19 protein-coding genes and 1 pseudogene are annotated in these 25,527 nt (G+C 73.0%); 15 read left to right on the top strand and 5 right to left on the bottom strand.

The window, feature by feature from the left end; translation table 11 throughout:
* The first annotated feature begins 31 nt into the window (after positions 1–31).
* On the top strand, positions 32–1,201 hold the full coding sequence (locus tag BFF78_RS09930; RefSeq protein ID WP_069777957.1) for a cytochrome P450 family protein: 1,170 nt from the start codon (positions 32–34) through the stop codon (positions 1,199–1,201).
* 716 nt (positions 1,202–1,917) lie between these two features.
* On the opposite strand, the gene BFF78_RS09925 is transcribed toward BFF78_RS09930, so the two are convergent.
* Positions 1,918–2,940, bottom strand: coding sequence for a Gfo/Idh/MocA family protein (locus BFF78_RS09925; RefSeq protein ID WP_069777956.1), 1,023 nt, complete (start codon positions 2,938–2,940; stop codon positions 1,918–1,920).
* Positions 2,941–3,070: 130 nt separating this feature from the next.
* On the opposite strand from BFF78_RS09925, the gene BFF78_RS09920 reads away from it, so the two are divergent.
* From BFF78_RS09920 to BFF78_RS50095, 8 genes and pseudogenes are all read left to right on the top strand, one after another.
* Positions 3,071–3,808, top strand: a complete 738-nt coding sequence (locus BFF78_RS09920) for a GntR family transcriptional regulator (protein ID WP_099054842.1) — start codon at positions 3,071–3,073, stop codon at positions 3,806–3,808.
* A gap of 164 nt (positions 3,809–3,972) precedes the next feature.
* Positions 3,973–4,977: a sugar ABC transporter substrate-binding protein gene (locus BFF78_RS09915; protein WP_069783501.1), complete on the top strand. Its 1,005-nt coding sequence runs from the start codon at positions 3,973–3,975 to the stop codon at positions 4,975–4,977.
* A complete protein-coding gene (locus tag BFF78_RS09910; RefSeq protein WP_069777954.1) occupies positions 4,974–6,002 on the top strand; it encodes an ABC transporter permease in 1,029 nt (342 codons plus the stop codon). Before BFF78_RS09915 ends, BFF78_RS09910 begins: the two co-directional genes overlap by 4 nt.
* Positions 5,999–6,769, top strand: a complete 771-nt coding sequence (locus tag BFF78_RS09905; RefSeq protein ID WP_069777953.1) for an ATP-binding cassette domain-containing protein — start codon at positions 5,999–6,001, stop codon at positions 6,767–6,769. The genes BFF78_RS09910 and BFF78_RS09905 overlap by 4 nt, the downstream gene beginning before the upstream one ends.
* A 137-nt stretch (positions 6,770–6,906) precedes the next feature.
* Positions 6,907–8,052, top strand: coding sequence for an ROK family glucokinase (locus tag BFF78_RS09900; protein WP_069777952.1), 1,146 nt, complete (start codon positions 6,907–6,909; stop codon positions 8,050–8,052).
* Positions 8,049–8,630, top strand: a complete 582-nt coding sequence (locus BFF78_RS09895; RefSeq protein ID WP_069777951.1) for a sugar kinase — start codon at positions 8,049–8,051, stop codon at positions 8,628–8,630. Before BFF78_RS09900 ends, BFF78_RS09895 begins: the two co-directional genes overlap by 4 nt.
* Before the next feature lie 108 nt (positions 8,631–8,738).
* Positions 8,739–11,594 carry a DEAD/DEAH box helicase gene (locus tag BFF78_RS09890; RefSeq protein WP_069777950.1) on the top strand — a complete coding sequence of 952 codons (2,856 nt, stop codon included), beginning with the start codon at positions 8,739–8,741 and terminating at the stop codon, positions 11,592–11,594.
* Positions 11,595–12,697: 1,103 nt separating this feature from the next.
* Positions 12,698–14,032: pseudogene (locus BFF78_RS50095) on the top strand (SWIM zinc finger family protein); the annotation flags it as partial.
* A 79-nt stretch (positions 14,033–14,111) separates the two neighbouring features.
* Here the strand turns inward: BFF78_RS50095 and BFF78_RS09880 are convergent.
* Entirely contained in the window at positions 14,112–14,627 is a 516-nt protein-coding gene (locus BFF78_RS09880) for a transglycosylase SLT domain-containing protein (RefSeq protein WP_193433645.1), read from the bottom strand.
* Positions 14,628–15,109: 482 nt separating this feature from the next.
* On the opposite strand from BFF78_RS09880, the gene BFF78_RS09875 reads away from it, so the two are divergent.
* Positions 15,110–15,694 (top strand): hypothetical protein, encoded by a 585-nt coding sequence (locus tag BFF78_RS09875; protein ID WP_069777947.1) that lies wholly within the window; start codon positions 15,110–15,112, stop codon positions 15,692–15,694.
* 245 nt (positions 15,695–15,939) lie between these two features.
* Here the strand turns inward: BFF78_RS09875 and BFF78_RS09870 are convergent, their stop codons facing one another.
* Genes BFF78_RS09870 through BFF78_RS09860 form a run of 3 tightly spaced genes read right to left on the bottom strand, consistent with a single transcriptional unit; the run spans position 15,940 to position 20,224 of the window.
* Positions 15,940–16,410, bottom strand: coding sequence for a nuclear transport factor 2 family protein (locus BFF78_RS09870; protein WP_079161246.1), 471 nt, complete (start codon positions 16,408–16,410; stop codon positions 15,940–15,942).
* A gap of 17 nt (positions 16,411–16,427) precedes the next feature.
* The gene (locus tag BFF78_RS09865) at positions 16,428–17,375 is read right to left on the bottom strand and encodes an NAD-dependent epimerase/dehydratase family protein (protein WP_069777946.1); all 948 of its coding nucleotides are present in this window, start codon (positions 17,373–17,375) and stop codon (positions 16,428–16,430) included.
* Positions 17,372–20,224: a non-ribosomal peptide synthetase gene (locus tag BFF78_RS09860; RefSeq protein WP_069777945.1), complete on the bottom strand. Its 2,853-nt coding sequence runs from the start codon at positions 20,222–20,224 to the stop codon at positions 17,372–17,374. The genes BFF78_RS09865 and BFF78_RS09860 overlap by 4 nt, the downstream gene beginning before the upstream one ends.
* Positions 20,225–21,043: 819 nt before the next feature.
* Between BFF78_RS09860 and BFF78_RS09855 the strand changes: the two genes are divergently transcribed.
* From BFF78_RS09855 to BFF78_RS09835, 5 genes are all read left to right on the top strand, one after another.
* Positions 21,044–21,832: a helix-turn-helix transcriptional regulator gene (locus BFF78_RS09855; RefSeq protein WP_227025797.1), complete on the top strand. Its 789-nt coding sequence runs from the start codon at positions 21,044–21,046 to the stop codon at positions 21,830–21,832.
* Between the two features lie 105 nt (positions 21,833–21,937).
* Complete coding sequence (locus BFF78_RS09850) at positions 21,938–22,729, top strand: LuxR family transcriptional regulator (protein WP_227025796.1); 792 nt, start codon at positions 21,938–21,940, stop codon at positions 22,727–22,729.
* A gap of 239 nt (positions 22,730–22,968) precedes the next feature.
* A complete protein-coding gene (locus tag BFF78_RS09845; RefSeq protein WP_069777943.1) occupies positions 22,969–23,895 on the top strand; it encodes an ACP S-malonyltransferase in 927 nt (308 codons plus the stop codon).
* A gap of 32 nt (positions 23,896–23,927) precedes the next feature.
* Positions 23,928–24,680 (top strand): thioesterase II family protein, encoded by a 753-nt coding sequence (locus tag BFF78_RS09840; protein WP_069777942.1) that lies wholly within the window; start codon positions 23,928–23,930, stop codon positions 24,678–24,680.
* Positions 24,677–25,444, top strand: a complete 768-nt coding sequence (locus tag BFF78_RS09835; RefSeq protein ID WP_069783498.1) for an IclR family transcriptional regulator — start codon at positions 24,677–24,679, stop codon at positions 25,442–25,444. Before BFF78_RS09840 ends, BFF78_RS09835 begins: the two co-directional genes overlap by 4 nt.
* Positions 25,445–25,527 lie beyond the last annotated feature (83 nt).

The following is a 25,527-nucleotide window of genomic DNA, read 5'->3' as shown; positions in this document are numbered from 1 at the left end:
GTTCGGAAGGGGAGCGGTGGACGGGCAACGCGTGGTCGATCTGGGGGAGTTGGGGGAGGCGCTGCGCGCGGATCCTCATCCGGTGTACGCGCGGCTGCGCGAGCAGGGCGCCGTCCACTCCGTCCGGCTGCCGGGCTGGGAGGACACGGCCTGGCTGGTCGTCGGGTACGAGGAGGCGCGGGCGGCCCTCGCCGACACCCGGCTGGCCAAGGACACCAGCAAGATCGGCGTGACCGTCAGGGACCAGGAGATGATCGGCAGACATCTGCTGGCCACCGATCCGCCCCAGCACACCCGCCTGCGCGGCCTCGTCACGCGCGCGTTCACGATGCGCCGGGTGGAGCAACTGCGCCCGCGGATCCAGCAGATCACCGACGAACTGCTGGACGAGATGCTCCCGGCCGGCCGCGCCGACCTCATCGCGTCCCTCGCCTACCCGCTGCCCATCACCGTCATCTGCGAACTCCTCGGCGTCCCGGGCATGGACCGCGAGGAGTTCCGCAAGACGTCCACGGAGGTGGTCGCGCCGACCAACGAGCAGACGGGACACGCCGCGGTCGTCCGCCTCGGCGAGTACCTCACCGAGCTGATCGAGGACAAGCGCCGCTCCGGCCCCACCGACGACCTGCTCAGCGATCTGATCCGCACCACCGCCGAGGACGGCGACCGGCTCTCCGCGCAGGAACTGCGCGGCATGGCCTTCCTGCTGCTGATCGCAGGCCATGAGACCACCGTCAACCTCATCGGGAACGGCGTCCACACCCTCCTGACCCATCCCGCCCAACTCGCCGCCCTGCGCGCCGACATGAGCCTCCTGGACGGTGCCGTCGAGGAGATGCTGCGCTACGAGGGCCCGGTGCAGAGCGCCACCTACCGGTTCGCCGCCGAGCCCCTGGAGATCGCCGGCGTGGCCATCGAGAAGGGCGCGCATGTGGTGATCAGCCTCACCGCAGCCCAGCGCGACGGCGCCCGCTATGCCGAACCGGACCGCTTCGACATCCGCCGCGACCCGCGCGGCCACCTCGCCTTCGGCCACGGCATCCACTACTGCCTGGGCGCACCCCTGGCCCGCCTGGAGGGCCGCACGGCCATCGGTACCCTGCTGCGCCGCGCCCCCGCCCTGACCCTCGACGGCCCACCCGGCGAATGGCTCCCGGGCCTGCTGATGAGAGGCGTCCGCAGCCTGCCGGTGCGCTGGTAGCCCTCGGCATCCACCCGACTCCACCCGGCCCAGGGCCGGTTGGTTCACTTACGGGAGGCCCAGGGGCCGGTTGGCCCACCTGTGGGAGGTCCAGGGCGGTCGGGTCGCCTGTGGTATCCGGGCAGCCGTACGGGTCGGTCGAACCGGGTCGTACGCCGCGCTGAGGTGGGGCGGCTCGTCGCGTCACCCGGCCGCTCGTGCCGCCGGCGGCGGTGAGCCTGTCCGCGCGCCCTCCGCCCGGCTCAGGGGAGTTGGGCCAGCTGTGGGAGGTCCAGGGCGGTCGGGTCGCCTGTGGTAGCTGGGCAGCCGTACGGGTTGGTCGAACCGGGCCGCATGCCGCGCTGAGCCGGGGCGGCTCGTCGCGGCACCTGGCCGCTCGTGCGGCCGGCGAGGGTTGGCCCGTCGCGGTATCCGGCCGCCTGTCTACCGGTGGCGGTGAGCCTGCCCGGCGGTCTCCGCCCTGCCCTGGCGGTGGGGCCTGCGGGACCTGGACCGTCGCACGGGCCGCTCGAACCGGGCCGCACGCTGCGCTGAGCCGGGGCGGCTCGTCGCGGCACCCGGCCGCTCGGGCCGCCCGGCTCCCGGGTCGTCCACGGCGCCGGCCCGGACGGTGTCGCGGGGCCGCGTGCCGTGGCGGTGGGACTGGCCGTGCGGCCGAGCCTTCGGTGTTGGTCCTTGCCGCGTCGCCGGCGCTCGACCGGTGACCGTCGGCGGGCTCAGCCGTACGAGGCCCGCGTTGCGTTGGGGATCTCGGCGAGCGGGACCGGCCGGTGCTCGCGGCGGGAGCGTTCGCAGGCCTCGGCCACGCGGAGGGCCTGCAGGGCCTCGTGGCCGTCGCACGGGTTGGGGCGCTCGCCGCGGATCACGTCCACGAAGGCGTTCAGCTCGGCCTCGTACGCGGGCCCGAACCGCTCCAGGAAGCCGGGCCACGGCTTGTCCGCGGGCGGTGGCCCGGTCGGCTCGGTGGACGCGAGCGGCGTACGGTCGTCCAGGCCCACCACGACCGTGTCCCGCTCCCCGGCCAGCTCCATGCGCACGTCGTACCCGGCGCCGTTCAGCCGGGTCGCCGTGGCCGTGGCGAGCGTGCCGTCGTCCAGCGTGAGCAGTGCCGCGCCCGTGCCGACGTCACCGGCCTCGCGGAACATCGCGGGCCCGGCGTCGGACCCGGTGGCGTACACATCGGCCACCTCACGTCCCGTCACCCAGCGCAGCACGTCGAAGTCGTGGATCAGCGTGTCCCGGAACAGCCCGCCGGACAGCGGCAGCCAGCCGGCCGGGGGAGGGGACTGGTCGCAGGTCATCGCGCGGACGGTGTGCAGCCGGCCGAGCCGTCCCGAGCGGACGGCCTCGCGGGCACCGGCGTATCCCGCGTCGAAGCGCCGCTGGAACCCCATCTGCAGGATGGTTCCCGCCGTCTCCACCTCGGCGAGCGCCTGCAGCGTGCCCGGCAGGTCGAGCGCGATCGGCTTCTCGCAGAAGACCGGCAGGCCCGAGCGCGCCGCCCGGCCGATCAGTTCGGCGTGGGCCGATGTCGCCGTGGTGATCACCACCGCGTCCACGCCCCACTTGAAGATCTCGTCCACCCCCGGTGCCACCGTCTCGCCCAGCCGGTGTGCCAGCCCCTGCGCCCGCGCCGGATCCACGTCCGTCAGGATCAGCGATCCGACCTCGCGGTGACGGCTGAGCGTTCTCGCGTGAAGGGTGCCGATGCGGCCCGTACCGATGACCCCGATGCGCATGGAAACAAAGTGAGGGCGGAGCCCGTACGCTGTCAATGTGTATGTCCGGACAATCGGACTACACAACTTCCCGTCAACCGATCACGGGACTACGCTCGGGCCCGTGCCGAAACCAGATGTGGACCCGACCGTGTCGCTCGACCTCCGCGTGGACCGTAACTCCCCGGTGCCGTTGTACTTCCAGCTCTCCCAGCAGCTGGAGGCCGCCATCGAGCACGGCACCCTCACCCCGGGCAGCCTGCTGGGCAACGAGATCGAGCTGGCCGCGCGGCTCGGTCTGTCCCGGCCGACCGTCCGCCAGGCCATCCAGTCCCTGGTCGACAAGGGGCTCCTCGTGCGCCGCCGCGGCGTCGGCACCCAGGTGGTGCACAGCCAGGTCAAGCGCCCGCTGGAGCTGAGCAGCCTCTACGACGACCTGGAGGCGGCCGGTCAGCGCCCCGCGACCAAGGTCCTGGTCAACACCGTCGTACCGGCCTCCGCCGAGGTCGCCGCCGCGCTCGGCGTCCCCGAGGGCAGCGACGTGCACCGCGTCGAGCGGCTGCGCCTCGCGCACGGCGAGCCGATGGCGTACCTCGTCAACCACCTCCCGCCCGGTCTGCTCGACCTGGACACCGGCCAGCTGGAGGCCACCGGCCTGTACCGGCTGATGCGCTCGGCCGGGATCACCCTGCACAGCGCCCGCCAGTCCATCGGCGCCCGGGGCGCCACGGCCGCCGAGGCCGAGCGGCTCGGCGAGACCGAGGGCGCCCCGCTGCTGACCATGCAGCGCACCACGTTCGACGACACCGGCCGCGCGGTCGAGTTCGGCGACCACACCTACCGGCCGACGCGCTACTCCTTCGAGTTCCAGCTGCTGGTCCGGCCCTGACCGCGGCCCCGGGTTCGTCGCAATGTCCGGACAAGCGAACGGGCAGGTGTTCCCCGGCTGTGTCATGAGTGTCACCCGTGTTCGATACTGGAGCGTTTGGGGCCGCTGAGCTGATCACCGGCCCCTTCCGCACGTACGCACACGGCAAGAAGGGGCACTGCCTCGTGGCACGGTTTCGGACTTGGGCGGTCATCGCGGTGACAGGGGCACTTTCGCTGTCCCTGGGGGCGTGCAGCAGCACCGGAGGCAAGCGGGCCGAGGACGCCCGCAAGGCCGCCGCGGCCCAGGGGAGGGCGGCGGTGAACACCCCGCGCTGGACCTTGGCGATGATCACCCACTCGGGAGACGGCGACACCTTCTGGGACATCGTGCAGAGCGGCGCCAAGCAGGCCGCCGTCAAGGACAACATCAACTTCCTGTACTCGCACGACGACCAGGCCCAGCAGCAGGCGCAGCTCGTGGACGCGGCCGTGGACAAGAAGGTCGACGGCATCATCGTCACCCTCGCCAAGCCCGACGCCATGAAGGCCGCCGTGGCCCGTGCCGAGAAGGCCGGCATCCCGGTCATCACGGTGAACTCCGGCTCCGAGGAGTCCAAGGCCTTCGGCGCCCTCACCCACATCGGCCAGGACGAGACCATCGCGGGCGAGGCCGTCGGCGACGAACTGACCAAGCGCGGCCGGAAGAAGGCCCTGTGCGTGCTGCACGAGCAGGGCAACGTCGGCCATGAGCAGCGCTGCGACGGCGTCGCCAAGACCTTCCACGGCACCCTGCAGAAGCTCTACGTCAACGGCACCGACATGCCCGACGTCCAGTCCGCCATCGAGGCCAAGCTCCAGGCCGACAGCTCGATCGACTCCGTCGTCACCCTCGGCGCGCCCTACGCCGACACCGCAGTGAAGGCCAAGGCGGACGCGGGCAGCAAGGCCGAGATCGACACCTTCGACCTCAACGCCCAGGTCGCCGCCGAGCTGAAGAACGGCACCCTCGGCTTCGCCGTGGACCAGCAGCCGTACCTCCAGGGCTACGAGGCGGTCGACCTGCTGTGGGCCTACAAGTACAACGGCGACGTCCTCGGCGGCGGCAAGCCGGTCCTCACCGGCCCGCAGATCATCACCAAGGACCAGGCCGCCGCGCTGGCCGAGTACACCGAGCGGGGCACCCGATGAGCGCGGCCACTGATGAAAGGATTCTGCAGACCTCTCCGCTGAAGAAGCTGCTCTCCCGCCCCGAACTGGGCTCGGTCGTCGGCGCGCTCGCCGTCTTCGTCTTCTTCGCCTGCGCCGCCGACGGGTTCCTGCGCGCCGCCAGCCTCAGCACGGTCCTGTACGCCTCCTCGACCATCGGCATCATGGCCGTACCGGTGGCCCTGCTGATGATCGGCGGCGAGTTCGACCTCTCGGCGGGCGTCCTGGTCACGTCCTCCGCGCTGATCTCGTCGATGTTCAGCTACCAGATGACCGCCAACACCTGGGTCGGCGTAGGCGTCTCGCTCCTGGCCACCCTGGCCGTCGGCGCGTTCAACGGCTTCATGCTCACCCGCACCAGGCTGCCCAGCTTCATCGTCACGCTCGGCACCTTCCTGATGCTCACCGGCATGAACCTGGGCTTCACCAAGCTGATCGACGGCACCGTGTCGACGAAGACCATCGGGGACATGGAGGGCTTCCCCTCCGCCCGCGCCCTCTTCGCCTCGACGCTCACCGTCGGCGGCGTCGACTTCAAGGTCACGATCCTGTGGTGGCTGGGCCTGGTCGCCCTCGCCTCCTGGATCCTGCTGCGCACCCGCGCGGGCAACTGGATCTTCGCCGTCGGCGGCAACGAGGACGCGGCCCGCGCGGTCGGCGTCCCGGTGGCCAAGACCAAGATCGGCCTCTATATGGGCGTGGCGTTCGGCGCCTGGATCTCCGGCCAGCACCTGCTCTTCTCCTTCGACGCCGTCCAGTCCGGCGAGGGCGTCGGCAACGAGCTGATCTACATCATCGCGGCCGTCATCGGCGGCTGCCTGATCACCGGCGGCTACGGCAGCGCGATCGGCTCCGCCGTGGGCGCCCTCCTCTTCGGCATGACGAGCAAGGGCATCGTCTTCGCCGAATGGAATCCCGACTGGTTCAAGTTCTTCCTCGGAGCGATGCTGCTCCTCGCGACCCTGCTCAACGCCTGGGTCAAGAAGCGCGCGGAGGCCAACAAGTGACCCTCGTCGAGCTGGCCGGCGTCAGCAAGCACTACGGCACCGTGCGTGCCCTCGAAGGCGTCTCGCTGGAGGTCGACCCCGGTGAGATCACCTGCGTCCTCGGCGACAACGGGGCCGGCAAGTCCACCCTGATCAAGATCATCGCGGGCCTGCACGCGCACGACGGCGGCACGCTGCGCATCGAGGGTGAGGAGACGACCCTCTCCTCCCCGCGCGAGGCCCTGGACCGCGGTATCGCCACGGTCTACCAGGACCTGGCGGTGGTCCCCCTCATGCCGGTCTGGCGCAACTTCTTCCTCGGCTCCGAGCCCCGCAAGGGCGTCGGCCCCTTCAAACGCCTGGACACCGACCTCATGCGCCGCACCACCCGTGAGGCGCTGCTCCGGATGGGCATCGACCTGAGGGACGTCGACCAGCCCATCGGCACCCTCTCCGGCGGTGAACGCCAGTGCGTGGCGATCGCCCGGGCCGTCCACTTCGGCGCGAAGGTCCTGGTCCTGGACGAGCCGACGGCGGCACTGGGGGTGAAGCAGTCCGGTGTGGTCCTCAAATATGTGGCCGCGGCACGGGACGAGGGCCTGGGAGTTGTCTTGATCACCCACAACCCGCATCACGCGTATCTGGTGGGGGACAGGTTCGTGCTTCTGCGCAGGGGCACGATGGTGGGCAATTACACACGGGACGAGATCAGCCTGGACGAACTGACCCAGCAGATGGCCGGCGGGTCCGACCTGGATGCTCTACGCCACGAACTGCAGCGTAGTTAAGGGGCACGGGGCCGCATCGATCAGCGGCTCCGCGGCGCGCGAGCAACCACGACGCACGCCGCGGACGGCGATGCCCGCGCGCCCCCTGCCCTCGCTCGTACAACAGCCTTACCCATGGTGAGGCAGAATCGAGCGCGATGAGCACCTACCGCGACCTCACCGCCCCCATCGGCTCCCGCCGAGCCCCGGTCCTGCGAACCGTCGGCACGCGCGAGCGCCGGTCCCACCTGACCGCACCCCGCGTGCCCACGGTGGGCATCGACATCGGCGGCACCAAGGTCATGGCGGGCGTCGTGGACGCCGACGGCAACATCCTGGAGAAGCTCCGCGCGGAGACCCCGGACAAGTCCAAGAGCCCCAAGGTCGTCGAGGACACCATCGTCGAACTGGTCCTGGACCTGTCCGACCGGCACGACGTGCACGCGGTCGGCATCGGCGCCGCCGGCTGGGTCGACGCCGACCGCAACCGCGTCCTGTTCGCACCCCACCTGTCCTGGCGCAACGAACCGCTGCGCGACCGTCTGAGCGGCCGCCTGTCCGTGCCGGTCCTCGTGGACAACGACGCCAACACCGCCGCCTGGGCGGAGTGGCGCTTCGGCGCCGGCCGGGGCGAGGACCACCTCGTCATGATCACCCTCGGCACCGGCATCGGCGGCGCCATCCTGGAGGACGGCCAGGTCAAGCGGGGCAAGTACGGCGTCGCCGGTGAATTCGGTCATATGCAGGTCGTGCCCGGCGGGCACCGCTGCCCGTGCGGCAACCGCGGCTGCTGGGAGCAGTACAGCTCAGGCAACGCGCTCGTCCGCGAGGCCAAGGAGCTGGCCGCCGCCGACTCCCCGGTGGCGTACGGGATCATCGAGCACGTCAAGGGCAACGTCGACGACATCACCGGCCCGATGATCACCGAGCTGGCCCGTGAGGGCGACGCCATGTGCGTCGAGCTGCTCCAGGACATCGGCCAGTGGCTCGGCGTCGGCATCGCCAACCTCGCCGCCGCCCTCGACCCGTCCTGCTTCGTCATCGGCGGCGGGGTCTCGGCCGCCGACGACCTGCTCATCGGCCCGGCCCGGGACGCCTTCAAACGCCATCTCACCGGCCGCGGCTACCGCCCCGAGGCCCGCATCACCCGCGCCCAGCTCGGCCCCGAGGCCGGCATGGTGGGCGCAGCCGACCTGGCCCGGCTGGTCGCCCGCCGGTTCCGCCGGGCCAAGCGCCGCCGGGTGGAACGGTACGAGCGCTACGAGCGGTACGCCCAGACCCGCCACGACCGGGACACCGCATGACCGCCTCCCTGCCCCGCCAGGCCGCCCCGCCGGACGAGCCGCGCCGGCCCGCCGAGGACTCCCGGCACAAGGCCAGGCGCCGGGCGCTCACCCTGCTGATCATCGGCCTGCTCATCGGCGTCCCGGCCGGCTACCTGGTGATCTCCGCCAACCAGAGCCGCAACAGCGGCAAGGACAAGGAGGCGAAGTACTCGGCGACCGGCCTCACCGAGGGCCTGCCCTCGCAGGTGCAGCGACGCCTGTACCAGGTGGCCGTCCCGCACCCCGCCGACGCCGTCGCCTCCTACGAGACGAACAACTGGAAGACCAGCCGCCTCTACGTGCAGTTCCGCACCAACGCGGCCGGCCTGGACAGCTTCCTGCAGACCACCGGCACCCGCCGCGACGAGCTGAAGAAGGGCGACATCACCATCAGCGCCCGCGACCAGAAGGTCAGCGGCTGGAACTTCACCGGCCCCGGCCCCTGGTGGGGACTCACGCACAGGCAGAAGAACCCGGCGCCCACCCAGGACGTGATCGTGAACATGTCCGACCCGAACAACCCGATGGTCTACGTCGTCTCCCGCACGGTCCCGTAACCGGTCCCGTCAGCGCAGGTCACGGCCGGTCCCGGGCCTGATTGTCAGACCCCGCCCGTAGAGTCGAAGACAGCTGATCCGACACACGGGGCGGGAGGTGGCAGGACCATGAGCGGCGGCGGCACGGCAGCGGTGGCCGGGCGCACGGGAGGCTCCGCGCAGGGCGGGAACCCGGTCCCGGCGCGCCTCGCGTCCGTCTACCTGCCCGCGCCCCTCCCACGCGAGGGCCGCATCGCCTTCTGGGACCCCGACGGCGGCCCCCTGCCCGCCGAAGCCCACGGCGACACCGACGAGCTGACGGTCGTACGACGCCACGGGGCCACCGTCCGCCGCCGGCAGGTGCCCGCGCTGACCCTGCCGCTCACCGAGGCCCTGCCGCTGCTGGTCCGGGCCCGCCGCGACCCGGCCGCCCATCCGGCCACGGCCTGCTGGGGCGCCGCCGCACTGCACGCGCTGCGGCTGATCGCCCGCGGCCGGCTGCTGCCGGGCCTGACCCCGGCCGGCCAGGACGCCTGGCGGACCGGCCCGCTGGAGCCCGACGACATCGCCCACCTGTGCGCGGTCGCCGCGGCTCTGCCCCCGGAGGGACACGCGGTGCCGCTCCCGGACCCCGGCCCGCTCCGGCTGCCCCAGCCGGAGGCCCTGATCCGCTCCTTCCTGGACGCGGTCGCCGACACCCTGCCCCGCACCCCCGCCGCCCCGTACACCTCCGGACGGCCCTTCGCCGCCCGCGAGCCCGTGGCCCTGCCGCAGGCCCATGCGTGGGCGGCCGAGGTCGCCGCCGGCATGGACGCCGGGGTGCGGATCTCGCTCCGCCTGCACCTGTCCGCGTACGACGTCTTCGACGCGGGTGCGGCCGACGGCGCCCGCGCCGCCGGGGCGGCCATCGTGCAGGTGCACAGCCTCGCCGACCCGACCCTGGTGGCCGATGCGGCAGCCCTGTGGGCGGGGGAGGCCGACACGGCGTTCGGGCCCCGCGCGCGGGTGGACGCCGCCCTCGCGGTACGGCGTGCGGCCCGCGTGTGGCCCCCGCTGGACCGGCTGGCCGAGCAGGATGTGCCGGACGTCCTCGCCCTGTCCGAGGAGGAACTGGGCGAACTGCTCGGCGTGGCCGCCACCCGGCTGGCCGCCGCCGGGGTCGCCGTGCACTGGCCCCGCGACCTCGCCCGGGATCTCACCGCCGCCGCCGTGGTCCGCCCGGCACCCGGCTCGGCGACCGACGGCACCGGCTTCTTCGAGAGCGAGGAACTGCTCCAGTTCCGCTGGCAGCTGGCACTCGGCGGGGATCCTCTCAGCGAGGGCGAGATGGACGCCCTCGCCGAGGCCCACCGTCCGGTCGTACGGCTCCGGGACCGCTGGGTGCTGGTCGACCCGGCCCTCGTCCGCAAGGCACGCAAGCGCGAACTGGGCCTGCTCGACCCGGTCGACGCGCTGTCCGTCGCGCTCACCGGCACCGCCGACGTCGACGGCGAGAGGGTCGAGGCCGTCCCGGTCGGCGCACTGGCCGCCCTCCGTGACCGGCTCACCGCGGGCCTGCGCCCGGCCGAACCGCCCGCCGGGCTGGCGGCCACCCTGCGCGACTACCAACTGCGCGGCCTGGCCTGGCTGGACCTCATGACCTCACTCGGACTCGGCGGCTGCCTCGCCGACGACATGGGCCTGGGCAAGACCGTCACCCTCATCGCCCTGCATCTGAAGCGCGCCCGCCCCGAGCCGACCCTCGTGGTATGCCCGGCCTCCCTGCTCGGCAACTGGCAGCGGGAGATCACCCGGTTCGCGCCCGGCGTCCCCGTCCGCCGCTTCCACGGCCCGGACCGCACCCTCGACAGCCCGGACAGCGGTTTCGTCCTCACCACGTACGGCACGATGCGGTCGGCGGCCCCACAGCTCGCCGACCACCCCTGGGGCATGGTCGTCGCCGACGAGGCCCAGCACGTGAAGAACCCGTACTCCGCCACGGCCAAGGCGCTGCGTACGATCCCGTCACCCGCGCGCGTGGCACTGACCGGCACCCCGGTGGAGAACAACCTCTCCGAACTGTGGGCCCTGCTCGACTGGACCACCCCCGGACTCCTCGGCCCCCTGAAGACCTTCCGAGCCCGGCACGCCCGCGCGGTGGAGAACGGCGAGGACGAGGAAGCGGTGGGGCGCCTGGCCCGCCTGGTCCGCCCCTTCCTCCTGCGGCGCAAGAAGTCCGACCCCGGCATCGTCCCCGAACTGCCGCCCAAGACCGAGACCGACCACCCGGTGCCGCTCACCCGCGAACAGGCCGCGCTGTACGAGGCGGTGGTGCGCGAGTCGATGCTGGCCATCGAGACCGCCGAGGGCATCGCCCGCCGGGGCCTGGTGCTGAAACTGCTGGGCGCCCTGAAGCAGATCTGCGACCACCCGGCGCTGTACCTGAAGGAGGAGACGCGCCCGGACCGACTCGCCCGCCGCTCCGGCAAACTCGCCCTGCTGGACGAGCTGTTGGACACCCTGCTCGCCGAGGACGGCTCGGCGCTCGTCTTCACCCAGTACGTCGGCATGGCCCGCCTGATCACCGCGCACCTCTCCGCCCGCGCGATCCCGGTCGACCTGCTGCACGGAGGCACGCCCGTCCCGGAGCGCGAGCGCATGGTCGACCGCTTCCAGGACGGCGAGACCCCGGTCCTCGTCCTGTCCCTGAAGGCCGCCGGCACCGGCCTGAACCTCACCCGGGCGGGCCATGTCGTCCACTTCGACCGCTGGTGGAACCCGGCGGTCGAGGAACAGGCCACCGACCGGGCGTACCGCATCGGCCAGACCCAGCCCGTCCAGGTCCACCGCCTGGTCACCGAGGGCACGGTCGAGGACCGCATCGCCGAGATGCTCACCGCCAAGCGGGCCCTGGCCGACGCCATCCTCGGCTCCGGCGAGGCGGCGCTCACCGAACTGACCGACCGCGAGCTGTCCGACCTCGTCTCCCTCCGGAGGACCCCATGACGGCCCCCGACGGCCACCGCCCCGCCGACGCCGCCCGTCGCGCCTTGCGGGCGGCGCGGGAGCGGGCCGAGGCCGAGCGGGCGGGGAGGACCGAGGGAACCTCGGAATCATTGCGGGAGACGGCGCCGACGGGGTCCGGCCTGCGCGAGGGAGCGGCTTCCGCGGCGTCCGGCCCCCGCGAGGGGACGGTTTCCATGGGATCGGGGGTGCGCGACAGGGCGGTTTCTGCGGGATCGGGGGTGTCTGAGGGCGCGGCTTCGGAATCGGCCGACGCTGCCGTGCCATCCACCGCTGCCGGGCTGTCCGGCGCCACCGCCCCGCCTCAGGACGAGGACCCTGAGAAGGTCACGACCGTGCCGCAGGGCCGCCCCGCCACCCCGGCGGGCGGGCGCCCCGCCGACGCCGCTCGGGAAGCGCTGCGTGCGGCGCGGCGGGAGGCGTTGCGGACCGAGGCGGACGAGGCCGCCCGGCCCCGGACGCGGGCGGCGGCGCCCCCTACCCCTTCCGCATCCGCAGCGGCCCCCGCCTCTCGGGCCGCCCGGCTCAAGGCCGTTCAGGACATGCGGCACTACCTGGCGAACGCGTTCCGGATGCCGGCGTGGTCCGACACCCCGGAGGAGGAGACAGGAACCGTCGGCGTCACCGAAGGTGCCGAGTCACCCTCTCCGGTCCCGGCCGAGCCGCACCCTTCGGCCGAGCGGCCCGAGCCCCGGACTCCGGATCCGGCGTCGCCTGATCCCCGTCGTTCGGTCTCGGGCTCGGCTCCGCCCGACTCCCGCCCGCTCCCGGCCTCGATGCCCCCCGACTTCCGCCGCCCGCTCCCGGCCTCCGGCACCCCCCGACCCCCTGGCCTTGGCCCCCGCCACGGGGACCAGGGGCGGAGCCCCGGCGGGGTTGGGGGCGGAGCCCTCGGCCCGGACGCTGGAGCCGGGTGCGGTGGTTCTGCCCTCGGCTCGGACGCTGGAGCCGGGTGCGGTGGTTCTGCCCTCGGCTCGGACGGTGGAGCCGGGCGCGGTGGTTCTGCCCTCGGCTCGGACGCTGGAGCCGGGCGCGGTGGTTCTGCCCCCGGCCCGGACGCCGGAGCCGGGCGCGGTGGTTCTGCCCCCGGCCCGGACGCCGGAGCCGGACGCGGTGGTCCTGCCGCCACGGCCCCGCATGTTCCGCCCACCATGGCCACCCCCCACCGTGACACCGAACTGCGCCGCACCTTCCCGGCGTTCCCGCCCCGCGAGGCCGGTGCCGAGGGGGCGCCGTTCGCCGGGACCTGGTGGGGCAACGCGTGGGTCGCGGCGCTGGAGCAGGGCGCCCTGGATCCCAAGCGGCTGGCGCGCGGACGCGGGTACGCGGACCAGGGGCACGTCGACGCGATCACCGTGACTCCGGGGCTCGTGCTGGCGTACGTGCGCGGCAGCCGGCCCCGCCCGTACCGGGTCCAGATGCGGGTCCGCACGCTGGAGGACGAGGACTGGGCGCGCTTCCTGGACGCGGCCGCCGACCGGCCGGGCCACATCGCCGCGCTGCTCGACAAGGAGCTGCCCCAGTCCCTCGCCGACTGCGGTGTGCCCCTGCTGCCCGGCCCCGGCGACCTCGCCCCGCGCTGCAGCTGCCCCGACTCCGGGCACCCCTGCAAGCACGCGGCCGCGCTCTGCTACCAGACGGCACGGCTGCTCGACGCCGACCCGTTCGTGCTGCTCCTGCTGCGCGGCCGGGGTGAGAAGGACCTGCTCGACGCGCTGTCCCGGCGCAGCGCAGCCCGCGCGGCCCGCGCCGCCCAGGAACGGCAGCCGCGGTCCCTGCCCGGCGTACGCGCCGCCGACGCCCTCGCCCCGCGGGAACTCCCGCCACTGCCACCGCCGTTGCCCGCGCCCGCGCACCCCGAACAGCCACCGGTGTATCCGGCGGCGCCCGGCGGCCCGGACCCCTTCGCGCTGGACCAGCTGGCGACCGACGCCGCCGCCCGCGCCCATGCGCTGCTCGGCACCGGACGTGACCCGGTCGGTGAGCTGACCCTGTGGCAGGACGCGGTGCGGCTCGCCGCGGCCCGCCCCGGTTCCGGCCTGACGGCCACCACCCGCACTCTGTACGCCACGCTCGCCACGGCCGCCGACCGCACCCCGGCCGACCTCGCGCGTGCCGTCGCCGCCTGGCGCCAGGGCGGGCTCGCGGGGCTGACCGTCCTGGAGGAGCCGTGGGACCCGCCGGCCGGCCGCTTCGACCGGGCCCGCCCGTTGCTGCTCGCCGCCGACCTGCCGGCGTTCCGCCCCTGGCGCAACCGCCTCACCCACCCGCGCGGCCATGTCCAGCTCCGCCTCGGCCGCGACGGCCTGTGGTACGCGTACGAGTCGGAACCGGGCCAGGACGACTGGTGGCCCCGAGGCACGCCCGACCTGGACCCGGTGGGCGCCCTGACCGGCCTCGGCGCCCCGGACGACGCCTGAACGCTGAGGCGCGGGAAGGCCGGTGCCGGCAGCGGTTGTCGCTGCCGGCACCGGCCTTCAGGTGCTGGGGTGCGCCGGCTCAGTAGGCGGAGTGGACGTTGTCGATGGAGCCGTAGCGGTGGGCGGCGTAGTTGGCGGCCGCGGTGATGTTGGCCACCGGGTCGGTGACGCGGTTGGCGGTGCCGGAGACGTGGTAGGCGTTGAAGGTGGGGTCGATGACCTGGAGCAGGCCCTTGGAGGGGGTGCCCTGCTTGGCGTTGACGTCCCAGTTGTTCTGGGCGTTGGGGTTGCCGCCGGACTCGCGCAGGATGTTGCGCTTGAGGCCTTCGTAGCTGCCGGGGATGCCCTTGGCCTTCATGATGGCCAGGGACTGCTTGATCCAGCCGTCGAGGCTGTTGGCGGAGCCGGCCTTGCCCCGGGAGGCGGTGCTGTGGTTCGAGGAGGCCGTGACCACCGAGGAGGCCGACACCTGCGTTGCTTCGGCGGCCTGTGCGTTCGCGGGCATCAGAGTCAGGGCGACGGCCGCGGCGCCGGTGGTGGTGATGCCGGTGAGGGCGAGGGTACGCAGGCGAGCGATGCGGGTGCGGGTGGTCATGGTCATACGGAAGTAACTCTCCACGGAAGGATGTTGTCGGTGCCGGCCGCTGTCGGTAGCGGTGGCCTGGGGCGGTGCCCCGTGCTTGCGCCGGGAGCGGGCAGATCCGGCGGAATCCCGCTCGGTCCGGCCTGTGCTCTCGGCGACGACAGCAATGTTTAGCGACGCGTTGAGCTGGGCGCAATGATGTGACGTACTACCCGACTACGGAGTAATGTCCGATATCTGCTATTAAATGGTGACTTCTATGCAGGTCGGATGGGTGGAGAATCTACGACCCCGCCTAGGATGTGATCTGGCTCCTATGGGTGGCATCACATCCACGACCCCGCTACCAGGCATGATCTGAGTGGTTCCGGTGTGTCGGGTCGGGTCGGGGCGGCGCGCGGTGCGCGGCGTCCGGTGGCCGATGGCATGACCGGCCGTACCGGCATCCGGCAGGCGGGGGGCGTAAGACGGTGAGGGCGGGGCGGGGGTACCGGGTGAGGTCCGACAGCGCACCGAAGACGGTGCCGGGCCGTATCGCGATGGCGCTGGTCATGCTGTTCGTCGGGGTGCTGTTCAGCGGCCTCGGGGGCGGCGGAGCCGTGGGTCTCGCCGACGGCCTGAAGTACTCCACGCGCATGTCCGGCGCTCCCGGGCTGCTGAGGATAGAGACCTGCGACACCACGGGTAGCGGCAAACAGCGTCACACCGACTGCTTCGGCCTGTTCCGCTCCGACGATCACCGTGTGGTGGACCAGTTCGCCTCCATCGGCGACTCCTACAAGGCCGGGACGGTCCTGCCGGTCCAGCACGACGCGGAGGGCCACTGCTACGTCGTCGGTGTGGCCCCGACGGCCGGGCGGCTGGCCGGGATCTGCGCCTGCGTGGTGGCACTCGTCGCCGGTCTGGCCTCCTTGTGCGGCGCGTTCTCCGCCGCGATGCCACGGCTGGGCGGCCGGATCGGCGCGGCGTTGTGGTCACCGGGGGCAGGCCGGGCCCTGGTCCGGCTGCTCAAGGCATGCGGTATCGGTTTCGCGATCTGCGGTGTGACGGGCGTGATCGGTTGGCTGGCCATGCCCTGACGACACGTTCCGGTGACCTGGGACACATGCGACCGCGGGTACACAGGCCTCGGAGCCGGGCTGGGCCCGGGGGCGCCCGGCTTCACGGGGTCGTCAGCACCGTGCTCACCGGCTCCGCCGGCGCGTACGGGTTCACCGGCCTCGAGCCGTCCCACGAGGAGCAGCCCCGGTAGCGGCCACCACCGCCATCCCGCGGGAGGTCCCGAGGCGCCCCCCCCCGCGGGTCGGCCACCACGGCGTGGCCGTCAGCTCTCGATCAGGCGATGGAACTCGACCGTGTCGAAGATGTCCTCCATACGGACCGCCAGTCCGTCCCGCAGCACCCAGGAGTGGACGAACGACAGGGTCGCGGAGGTGCCGCGCACCGAGGTCACCTCGCGCACGCCGAACACCGCCACCCGGTCACCGGCGGCCACGAACTCCCGCGGCTCCAGGCGCATCCCGCCGAGCACGGTGGGGACGCGGGCCAGGAACTCCCGTACGCCCGCATGCCCCCGCTTCGTGCCGCCGAGCCCGTACCCGGCCATCCCGTCGGGATGCACCCACTCGACCTGGGGGTCCAGGGTCTGCAGCAGCGCGCCCACGTCACGGGCGTGGAAGGCCCGGTAGGCGCGCCGGATCAGCCGCAGATTACGGTCGGCCGCCGCCGGTTCGGTCGCTGCGGGTGCCGTTGCCGCCGTCGCCGTCGCCGTCGCCGATTCCGTTGTTGTCGCCATGCCGTCGGTCCCCCTTGTCAGACGCTGAGGTGCTCGGAGTGCAGAGCGCGCAGTGTGCGCTCGATGCCGTCCCGCCAGCCGACCCGGCAGGGACCGGTCAGCCGGCGCCTGAGGGCCGGGTCGAACTGATAGGTCTCCCGGGTGACCTCGCTCGGCACCAGCCGGGCCCGCACCCCCGTGAGGGCCTCGATGTGCCGGACGCAGTCCGTGACGCCGACCGACTCGTCACCGCCCCAGTTCACCAGCGTCGCCGGGACCGACGCGGCCCGCCACAGATGCGGCACCTGGTCGACCAGATCGTCGGTGTACAGCAGCGAGCACCAGTTCTGGCCCTCCAGCGGTACGGCGATGGGGGCGCCGGAGAGCATCTGCCGGAAGTAGAGCATCGGTACGCCGCCGTAACTGCCGGGCCCGTAGGCGATATTGAGCCGGGCGATGGTGGTGGGCAGGTCCAGCAGCCGGGCGAGGGCGCGCACCGCGCCCTCGGTGGCGAGCTTGCCCATCGGGTAGGCGGGCAGCCAGTCCGCGGCGCCGTCGACCGGGTCGTCCTCGGTGTACCGGTGGTCCAGGGTCTGCCGCTTGTACAGCGCGCCCGTGGAGACGTACAGGAACGCCTCGGCGGTGCGGCAGTGGTTCATCAGGCGTCCGGTGGAGACCGCGTTGATCTCGGCGGTGGCGTTGAAGTCGCCGTCCTCGCCGCGGCGCACCGCCGCGTGCAGCACGTGCGTGAAGTCCTCCGGGAGCCCCTTGAGGGCGTGCGGCGACGCGTCGGCCATGTCCCATCGCCAGGTGGTGATGCCGTGCCGGCCGAGGGCGCGCTCCACGGCCGGGTCGCCGAACCGGCCCAGGCACCACACGTCGTTGTGCTCGGCCAGGGCCTCGGCGACCGGCCGGGCGACCTGCCCGGTGCCGCCCGTGATCAGGATCTTCGCGCCGCGCAGGGGGGAGGCGGTGCCGGAGGTCATCTGCTTCCTCCCCGCCGGATCGCGATCTCGTCGGCCTCGGCGAGGCGCAGGTCCAGCTCCCGGCGCAGGATCGCCTGGAACGCGGCCACGTGCTGCGGGGCCAGCATGGTGTAGTGCTCGCCGGGCACCTCGAGATAGCGGTTGGGTCCGGTGGTGAACGCGTCCCAGCGGCGCAGTTCGTTGTCGAGCCACTCCTGGCGGGTGCCGCGCAGCGGGATCGCGTGGAAGACGCTCATCGAGGGCACCGAACCGCTGGGCTCGTAGGTGCGGCCGAGGTCGGTGAGGGAGTTGGCGAGCTCGGCCCAGGCGGCGAACCGGTCGGCGGTCAGGTCGAGTTCGGCGAGCCGGCCGGGCGGGGCCAGCGCGACGAGCCGGGCGACCTGTTCCTCGCGGGGCAGCGGGCGCAGCCGGGCCGGAAGCCGAAGGCTTTGCTTCTTGTCGATCAGTGCCAGGAAGAAGGCCAGGTTCGTCGCCGTCTCGGCGAAGTCCAGTTCCGCCATGCGGTACTTGATGTGCGGGGGCAGGTTGAAGCTGCCGGTGAAGTCGACCCGCTCGCCGCGCTCGCGCAGCACCTTGGCGATCTCGAAGGCGACCGCGCCGCCGAAGGAGTACCCGGCGACCGCGTACGGGCCGTGCGGCTGGCGCCGCTGGATGGCGTCGGCGTAGGCGTCCACCATCTGCTCGAACGTCACGAAGGGCTTCTCGCCCTCGTCGAAGCCGCGGGCCCGCAGCGCGTAGAACGGCCGGTCGCCCGTGAAGTACTTGGCGAGGTTGACGAAGACCAGCACCTCGCCCACTCCCGGGTGCACGCAGAACAGGGGCGTCTTGTCGCCGCCGGTCTGCATCGGCACCACCGGGTCGTACCCGCCGGTGCCGGAGGCGGTGCCCGCGTCGAGCCGGGCGGCCAGGGCACGGACCGTCGGCGCCCGCAGGACCGTGATGACCTCAAGGCCGCTCACCCCGAGCCGCTCGGTGACCCGGGCGCGCAGCCGCAGGATGTCCAGCGAGGTGCCGCCCAGGTCGAAGAAGTTGGCGGTGGCGCTGATCGCGGCCGGGTCGGTGCCGAACAGCTCGGCGTAGATCTCGGCGAGCACCCGCTCGGTGCCGCCCTCGGGGGCGGTGTGTCCGCCCAGCATGCGCTCCGTCAGCTCGCGCACGGCCCGCCGTTCGGCGTCGTACGCGCCCTCCTCCAGCCGCCGTCGCATCAGCGAACGCTGGATCTTGCCCAGGCTGGTCTTGGGGAACTGGTGCGGGGACAGCGGCAGGACCAGCGCGGGCCGGAATCCCCAGTGCATGACGACGGTGCTGCGGATGGCCATGAGCACCCGGTGCAGGGCGGCCTCGGCCCCCGCGCCGGTCCCGCCGGTGCCAGGTGCCGTACCGGTCCCGGGGACTCCGGGTGCCGCACCGCTCTCGGGGGCGAAGGCGATCACCAGCTGCTCGGTGTCGCTGCCGGCCGGGCGGACGGGGAAGGCGGCGACGTAGGAGCGGGCGACGCCGTCGAGCGGTTCGAGCACGGACTCGATGTCGTGGCTGAAGTAGTTGACGCCATTGACGATGATGCTGTCCTTGCTGCGCCCGACCAGGGTCAGCCGGCCCTCGTCGAGCCGGCCCAGGTCGCCGCTGCGGAACCAGCCGTCGGCGGTGAACGCCTCCCGGGTGGCCGCCGCGTTGTTGTAGTACCCCGAGGTGATCATCGGTCCCCGCAGCTGGAGTTCGCCCACCCGGCCCGCGGGCAGCGGCCGGTCCTCCGGGTCGGCGATGCGGATCCGCAGGCCCTCGACCGGGGTGCCGAGACCGGCGAACTCCGCGCCCCGGTCGACGTCCGGGAACGCCTTGCGGGAGTAGACGCTGCCCGCGCAGGTCTCCGTCATGCCGAAGGCGGGCCACAGCGCGTCCCGCGCCAGCCCGTGGCGGGCGAGACGGTCGAGGAACGCCTCGCCGGTGGCGACGACCACGGCCTCGCCGCCGCTGATGATGTGCCGCAGCCGGGACAGGTCCAGCCGCTCGCCGCTCGCGGACAGCCGTTCACCGGCCGCGTTGATCAGGCCGAGCAGGAAGTTCGGGGTGAAGGTCATCGTCACGCCGTGCCGGGAGATCAGCCGCAGGAACTCCAGCGGCTCGCCGAGGACGACCGACGCCTCCACGTGCAGTTGACGGCTGCCCGTGGACAGCGGCAGCAGGTGGCACTCGAGCAGGGCCGCGACATGGTCGAAGGAGACCCAGTTGAGGGTGGTGTCCCGGGCGGTGAGCCGGTGGTGGCCGTTCTTGGCGGCCATGGAGGCCAGCAGGTTGGCGTGGCTGAGCACCACCGCCTTGGCGTGGCCCGTCGAGCCGGAGGTCAGGACGAGCACGGCGGTGTCCTCGGGCGCCGCGCGGTGGAAGTCGTCCGCGGCGGTGTGCGCGTCGGCCCGCAGTTCCTCCAGGGCGGCCACGGACAGCCCGGTGACCGGGGGCAGTTCGGCGGCAAGGGCCTCTCCGGTGATCACGAGCGGCCCGCCGAGCAGGGTGTTCACATGCTCCAGCTGGGCGCTCCAGCGCTCCCGGTCGCCGCGCAGCGGTGCCATGGGGCAGGGCACGAAGCCGCCGAGCACCGCGGCCCAGAACGCCGGCAGGAACTCCTGGGGCCGCTCCAGGACGAGCACGACCCGGTCGCCCGGCTCGAGACCGCGGGCGCGCAGCGCGGTCAGCAGACGGGCGGACTCGGCCAGCAGGCCGGGGTACGACTGGTCCCGGCAAGGTGCGCCTGCCGGGCCGAGGCAGTGGGTGACACCCGAGGCGGGGTGCCGGTGGGCGGCGGTCAGCAGCAGGTCGACGAGGGAACGGGGGGCGGGGCTAGGGGGGTTCACGGTCGTCTCTCTCCCTGTCTCCGGCGAACGCGGCTGACACCGCGCGGGCCGGAACGTGAAGAACGCGGAGGAACGGACGGGAGGTACGGGAGGTGCTGGAGGTGCTAGAGGTGCGAGAGGTGCAGGAGGTACGGGAGGTGCGGGAGGTGCGGGAGGTGCGGGAGGTGCGAGAGGTGCCGGAGGTACGGGAGGTGCGGGAGGGGGTGACATAAGCGCACCGGCCGGGCTTTCCCGTCGGCCGTCCGGATTTCCTTCGGACGTCGTGCGGAATACCGGATCTCCTGCTCCGGGATTTCCCGATCACGCGGGCCGCGCCGTCCAGCCTTTATTTCCCGCCACCGGGCGACGGCTTCGGCGCGATCGGAAAACGGTGCGCGGGTGGCTCGTTGTCACTGGGTCACCGTAGGCTCGACCTCGGCTCAAGTGAGGTTCGAGACACGTGTGTTGGCCGGAAGGGGACAGCGGTGCGACAGCGAGTGAGGGCGGGGATCGCGGACCGTGGCGCAACCGGAAGTGGAGGGTCGAGTTCGGGGACAGGGGTGTCAGTTTGCTGTCACCACCGCTGGAAGAAAACGCTGGCTGTCGGGAAAAGTAAGAGCTGTCTACCGATTACGCCGGCGGGCTTGATCTTGTTGACTGGCTGTGAGCAAACGAACTAGTGTCTGGGCCGAAACTCAACGCCGCCCCTGTCAGAAGATTCGATTTTAAACAGTTCGGATTTCACAGATCTTGGCGGGGAGGCTGGGTACACGCCCGCCGTCGACGAGTTCTGCGCGTGCACGCGGGACCACCCACGTCTCGGGTAAACAAGGGGGAACAGTGACCGGAGCCGTCATCGACTCACCAGGCACGAACCGAGGGCGGGAAACCGGCCCCGGGGACCACGCGGCCCACGTCGAGCAGACGCTGCTGCAGGCGCGGGCGCTCATCGAATCCACCGTCTCCCTCTACCGGCAGCGCCGGCCCAGTGGATCCGACGGCACCCACACCAGCGTCGCGGTGCCGCGCGAAGCGCTCGCCCGGCTCCTCGGCGAGGCCCGCCACACGGTGTGCGTGGCCCTGACCGCCGCCGACGAGTTCAGCGCCACCGTGAAGGCCCTGCTCACCGCGGCCCGCCCCGGCCCGAACGTCCGGGTGCTGTGCGCCACCTCGGTCGTGGACTGCTCCCTGGCCCGGCTCAGCGCCACGGGCGGTGCCCGCTTCGAAGTACGGTGCTCCGAAGGCGAACTGCGCGACGCGGTCGTGGTCGACGGCGCCCGCGCCCTGGTCCGCACCCTGCCCGGCGACGACGGGACGGCCCAGGCCACCCTGGTGACCGACACCGCCGCCGTACGCGCCCTGGAACTGCTCTTCGCCGGCACCTGGTCCCGCTGCCGCCGGCTCGACGACCACCTCGCCCTCGGCCCGCGGCTGCAGAGCGAGCTCAGCCGCAGGATCCTGGAGCGGCTGCGCTCCGGCCAGACCGACGACGTCGCGGCCCGCGAGCTCAACGTCTCCCTGCGCACCTACCGCCGCCATGTCGCCGAGATCATGCGGGAGCTGGGCGCCAGCTCCCGCTTCCAGGCCGGAGCGCGCGCGGTCGAACTGGGACTGATGCAGCAGCGGTAACGCAAGCCGGCGCCGTACACACCGCCCCGCCCGGCCGCCGACGGGCAGGAGGCGACGAGCATGAGAGCACGCTCGGCGGGACAACGGGGAAACGGGGAGTACGAGGTGTCCGACAGGGCTGAGGACGACCTGGAGCAGGCACTGCTCCAGGTGCAGTCCCTGATCGAGTCGACAGTGGCCATCCATCGCGACCGCAGCGTCCAGGAACAGCGGATCACCGTGATCGAGGGCGGCTACCACGCGGTGCTGCGCCGGGCGCGGGACCTCATCCGCGGGGCGACGCGGTCCATCGACATCGTGCACGCCCGCATGTCGGACGCCAAGGACGAGCCGGGCCGCGGCGAGGGCGCGGAACGGCAGCTGATCTACGGCGCGGCCGACACGGTCACGGTCCGGCTGCTGAGCAGCCCGGCCCTCGTCGACGAGGACTTCGTCCGCGAACAGCTCGGCAAGGACAGACCCGTGGCCATCCGCATCGCCCGGGTGCCGCCCCTGCAGGCGCTCATGGTCGACGGCACCGCCGCGCTCGTCGTGGCCGAGTCCGCCGTCGGCCGCCGGGCCTCGATGATCCGGGCGCCCGAGCTGCTGCACACCCTGGCCACCCTGTTCGAGAACGTCTGGCGCGACGCGGTGCCGGCCGGCGAGCGCATCGTCTTCGGCAACCGCGACCGCGGCGCCCTGGCCCGCCAGATACTCGCCGCCCTGTGGGCCGGTGTCACCGACGAGGTGGCCGCCCGCGACCTGGCCGTCTCGGTGCGCACCTACCGTCGCCACGTCGCCGAGATCATGGCCCTGCTCGGCGCCAACTCCCGTTTCCAGGCCGGGGTGCGCGCCGCCGAACTCGGCCTGCTGCCCCCGGCCGCACCCCCCGGCGACCGCCCGGGCCCCCGGCCGTGACCTCGCCGCTGGCAGCTTCCTGAAACCTCTGTTGCCGCCCGGCGCGCACCGGCAGTTGTATGGAGCGCGAGGAAGGGATTCACCCCGCGTGGGGAATTCTCGTGGGGTTCCTGAATTCCTCCCCCGGCGGCACCCGAAAATCCCCCGTTTCCGGTCCGCCGGTGTGCGGGGACCCGTGCGCTCACCATTCCCGTGCGGGTCCCCGCCCTCCCCGGTGCATTCACGCGGAAGGCGGGTCCATGAGTCGTATGCCCATCGCTCTGCTGTTTCCAGGACAGGGAACGCAGAAGGAGGCCATGGGGGAACCCTGGCGGGAAACCCCCTCCTGGGCGCTCACCCGGGACATCTCCGAGGTCACCGGAGAGGACATCGCCGGACTTCTGCTGCACACCCCGGGCGAGCGGCTGCGCCGTACCGACCTGGCCCAGCTCGCCGTGTTCAGCCTCTCGGTGATCGCCCATGCCGAGGCGGTGCGCCGCGACGCGCTCGGCGGCCCGGTGGTCGCCTGCGCGGGCCACAGCCTGGGCGAGTACGCCGCCCTCGTCGCCGCCGGCGCGCTCACCGTGCCCGCGGCGGCCGCGCTGGTCGCCGCGCGGGGCCGGGCCATGCGCCGGGCCGCCGAGGCCCGCGAGGGCACCATGGGCGTCCTCGTCGCCGCGCCGCTGGACGAGGTGACCGCCCTGACCGAGCACATGCGGGCGGACGGGTTCGAGGTCTGGGTCGCCAACGTCAACGCCCCCGGCCAGACCGTGGTCTCCGGCTCCGCCGACGGCATCGACCGCATCGCCGATCTGGCCCCCTCCATCGGTGCCAAGCTGATCCGGCTCCAGGTCGGCGGCGCCTTCCACAGTCCCTACATGGCCCCCGCCGCCGACACCCTGCGCACCGCCCTGAAGAACGCCCCCTTCACCCCGGCCCGGCTGCCCGTCGTGGCCAACGTGGACGCCGAGGCCCACGCCGGCGACGCCGACTGGCCCGAGCTCGGCACCCGCCAGCTCACCTCCCCGGTGCTCTGGGAGCAGAGCGTGCGCACCCTCGTCGGCCGCCCGCTCGGCTGCGCCCGCCTCGTCGAACTCGGGCCCGGCCGCACCCTGGCCGGGCTGGTCCGCCGGATCACCCCGGACACCGAGGTCGTCTCGCTGGACGCGCCGGGCGCCCTGGACTGACCCCTCCGACGCCACAAGGAGACCAACCCACCATGGCACTTGGCACCGAAAGCATCTGGCTGCGCAGGCACGCCGGCGCCGCGCCGCCCCGGCTGCGGCTGCTGTGCCTGCCGCACGCGGGCGGCTCGGCCGGCTTCTTCCACGACTGGGGGCACGCCTTCGGTGACGACGTGGAGGTCCTCGCCGCCCGCTACCCGGGCCGGCAGGAACGCATCGCCGAGGAGCCCTGCGGCAGCGTCGAGGAGCTCGCCGACGCCCTCGCCGACGAGCTGACGCCCCTGCTGGACACCCCGCTGGCCGTCTTCGGGCACAGCATGGGCGCCTCCGTCGGATACGAACTCGCGCTGCGGCTGAAGGCCCGCCACCAGGCGGCCCCGGCGCTGCTGATGGTCTCCTGCCGCAAGCCGCCGCACCTGCTGACCCCGCGCACCGCCGCCCTCGCCGACGACACCGCGCTGATGGCGGAGGTCCGGCGCCTCGGCGGCACCGACGCCGCGCTGCTCGCCGACCCGGACCTGCGCGAGCTGGTGCTTCCCGCGATCCGCGCCGACTTCGCCGCCGTCGCCCGCTACACCGCCCGGCCCGGCATCGCCCTGGACTGCCCGGTGGCCGGTTACCTCGGCGCCGACGACCCGGACATCACCGCCGACGACATGGCCGGCTGGGCCGGCCTGGCACCGAAAGGCTTCGCCCTGACCGTGCTGCCCGGCGGCCACTTCTATCCGGTGGACCGGCGCGACGCCCTCGTCGCGGACATCCGCGCACGGCTGGCCTGGCAGTGGTGACCACCGCGACCCGGCCCCGGCAGACCAGCGGGGTCGGCGTACTCGACAAGGCGGCGGCCCTGCTGGACATCGTCGAGGGCGGCCCCGCGACCCTCGGCGACCTGGTCACCTTCAGCGGTCTGGCCCGGCCGACCGTCCACCGCCTGGCCATCGCCCTGGAGCGGCTCGGGCTGCTCACCCGCGACCGGCACGGCCGCTGGGTGCTCGGCCCCCGCCTCGACGCCACCGCCGTCGCCGTGCACAACGACCGGCTGGCCGGCGCGGCCGGACCGGTCCTCGCCGAACTGCACTCCGGGACCGGCCTGGACGCCCGGCTCTACCGCCGCCGCGAGGGCCTGCAGATCTGCGTCGCCGCCAGCGCCGGACCGGGCGGCCGGACCGGGGCGGTGCCGGTCGGCGCGATCCGGCCCGCCTCCGCCGGACCGATCGCCCAGGTACTGCTGGCCTGGGCGGAACCCGGCGAGCTGTCCCAGGCGCTGAACTCGGCCCGGTTCACCGCGGCCCAGCTCACCGTCGTACGCCGGCGCGGCTGGGCCTACGGACCCGATCCCGTACCGCCCGGCAGCGTCTCCTACGCCGTACCGGTGTGCGCCGGGGACGGCCGGATCGCCGCGGCGCTCGCCCTGACGGGGCCCGCCGCGCGCATGCCCGAGGCGCCCACCCGCCGGCTCGGCGGCGCCATGTTCGACGCGGTGGCCGGCCTCACCGACGCCTTGCTGCGGCTGCGCGCGGATGTCCGCCCGGCCGGACCGGATACCGACTGAATTCCCTTGCCGCGCTGGCAGGTTGTTGCAGCCGCCATTGTGCGGACACCGGCTCCGCCCGCACCATTCCCATGCCGATCAAA

The organism is Streptomyces fodineus, assembly GCF_001735805.1.
Taxonomy (GTDB): Bacteria; Actinomycetota; Actinomycetes; order Streptomycetales; family Streptomycetaceae; genus Streptomyces; species Streptomyces fodineus.
The sequence above is the reverse complement of the archived record's forward strand: the minus strand, read 5'-3'. Positions and strand labels throughout refer to the sequence as shown.